Annotated in this window: 2 protein-coding genes and 1 pseudogene; 1 reads left to right on the forward strand and 2 read right to left on the reverse strand. The window is 66.1% G+C overall.

What is annotated here, in order from left to right; translation table 11 throughout:
- Positions 1 to 748, forward strand: a 748-nt coding sequence (locus ACQKJZ_RS19255; protein WP_427733301.1) for a M2 family metallopeptidase, incomplete at its 5' end; no start/stop codon positions are given.
- Positions 749 to 1,010: 262 nt separating this feature from the next.
- Here the strand turns inward: ACQKJZ_RS19255 and ACQKJZ_RS19260 are convergent.
- Both ACQKJZ_RS19260 and ACQKJZ_RS19265 read right to left on the reverse strand, forming a co-directional pair.
- Positions 1,011 to 1,442, reverse strand: a complete 432-nt coding sequence (locus tag ACQKJZ_RS19260) for a hypothetical protein (RefSeq protein ID WP_427733303.1) — start codon at positions 1,440 to 1,442, stop codon at positions 1,011 to 1,013.
- A gap of 62 nt (positions 1,443 to 1,504) precedes the next feature.
- Positions 1,505 to 1,679 (reverse strand): annotated as a pseudogene (locus tag ACQKJZ_RS19265) (AMP nucleosidase); the annotation flags it as partial.

The raw sequence follows: 1,679 nt of genomic DNA on the forward strand, positions 1-1,679 counted from the left end.
CATCAAGATGTGCACCAAGGTGAATGGCGACGACTTCGTCACCATCCATCACGAACTGGGCCACAATTATTACCAGCGCGCCTATAAGAACCAGCCCTTCCTCTACAAGAACGGCGCGAATGACGGTTTCCACGAGGCGATCGGGGACACCGTCGCACTGTCGATCACGCCTGACTATCTGGTCAAGATCGGCCTGCTCGATCCCGCCAAGGTGCCCAGTGCCGACAAGGACATCGGCCTGCTCCTGCGCCAGGCGATGGACAAGGTCGCGTTCCTGCCCTTCGGCCTGCTGATCGACAAGTGGCGCTGGGGCGTGTTCTCGGGCCAGATCCCGGCGGGCCAGTATCAGGCGGGCTGGGACGCGCTGCGCCTGAAATATCAGGGCGTGGTGCCGCCGGTCGCGCGCGACGAGACGAAGTTCGATCCGGGTGCCAAGTACCATATCCCGGCGGGTGTGCCCTATGCGCGCTACTTCTTGGCGCGGGTGCTGCAGTTCCAGTTCTACAAGGCGGCGTGCGAGCAGGCCGGGTGGAAGGGGCCGCTGCATCGCTGCTCCTTCTATGGCAACAAGCAGGTCGGCGCGAAGCTGAACGCGATGCTGGCGATGGGCCAGTCCAAGCCGTGGCCGGATGCGTTGCAGGTCTTCACCGGCAGCCGCGAGATGTCGGGCAAGGCGCTGGTCGAATATTTCGCGCCGCTGAAGACCTGGCTGGATCAGCAGAACAAGGGCAAGCCGCAGGGTTGGTGATTTAAGACTTTGAGCCTGGGGAGGGGGTGCCCGCCCTTTCGAACGGGGACACCCCTCCGTCAGGGCTTCGCCCTGCCACTTCCCCTTACAGGGGAGGAATGGGGCCAGCCAACCTCCGTTCGGCCTGAGCCCCCCCCGATCGGCCTGAGCGTAGTCGAAGGCCAAGGGAAAACCTGTCCGCTTGGCAGAGGTTGAGGCGTGGGCTTCGACTTCGCTCAGCCTGAACGGGGGTGGGGTGAGGATTGCGCGCGAATGTAGGCGCTCAGTCGCCCTGACGCTCGCCGTCGTCGTCCCGCTTTGCGCTGCTCCCCCGCAATGACAACAGCGCCGCCGTCACGCCGGCAAAGGCCGCCAAGCTGCCCAGGATCGATGCGACGCCCCATTTGCCGCCGACCCGGTCCAGCCCATGCTTACCCAATGCGGGTGCAGGTGCGGGCTTGATCGGGGTGGGTGTGCGGGGCGATGCCTTGCGCGGTGTCGTGCGCTTGGTGGAGCGGGGCTTGGGCGGCGCCTTGGGCTTCGCGGCGGGCCTGGGCGCTTCGACGGCAGTCTGTTCGCTGGTGTCGGCGGATGGCGTTTCGGCCTCGGGCGGCTTGGCGGCGGGACGCTTGCGCGGTGTCGCGCCGCCGGCCGTTTTCGGGCTGGTACGACGGCGCGGCGGGCGTGGCTTTTTGGGGTCGGTGGGATCGACCATGACGAAAAACCCCCTGTTTCGGTCCGTACCCGTAACGCACCGCCCCCCGCGCCGGTTGCCGATCAGCGGAAGGGCGGCTCGTTGAACGCGCGCAGCTTGCGACTGTGCAGCTTGTCACCCTCGCGGCGCAGCTGCTCGCAGGTCTCGATCCCGATCCGCATATGCTCGCTGATCGCGCGCTCGTAGAAGCGATTGGCCTGACCCGGCAGCTTGAGTTCGCCATGCAGCGGCTTGTCC

Origin of the sequence: Sphingomonas sp. NPDC019816 (genome assembly GCF_050274375.1) — a bacterium.
Classification (GTDB): domain Bacteria; phylum Pseudomonadota; class Alphaproteobacteria; order Sphingomonadales; family Sphingomonadaceae; genus Sphingomonas.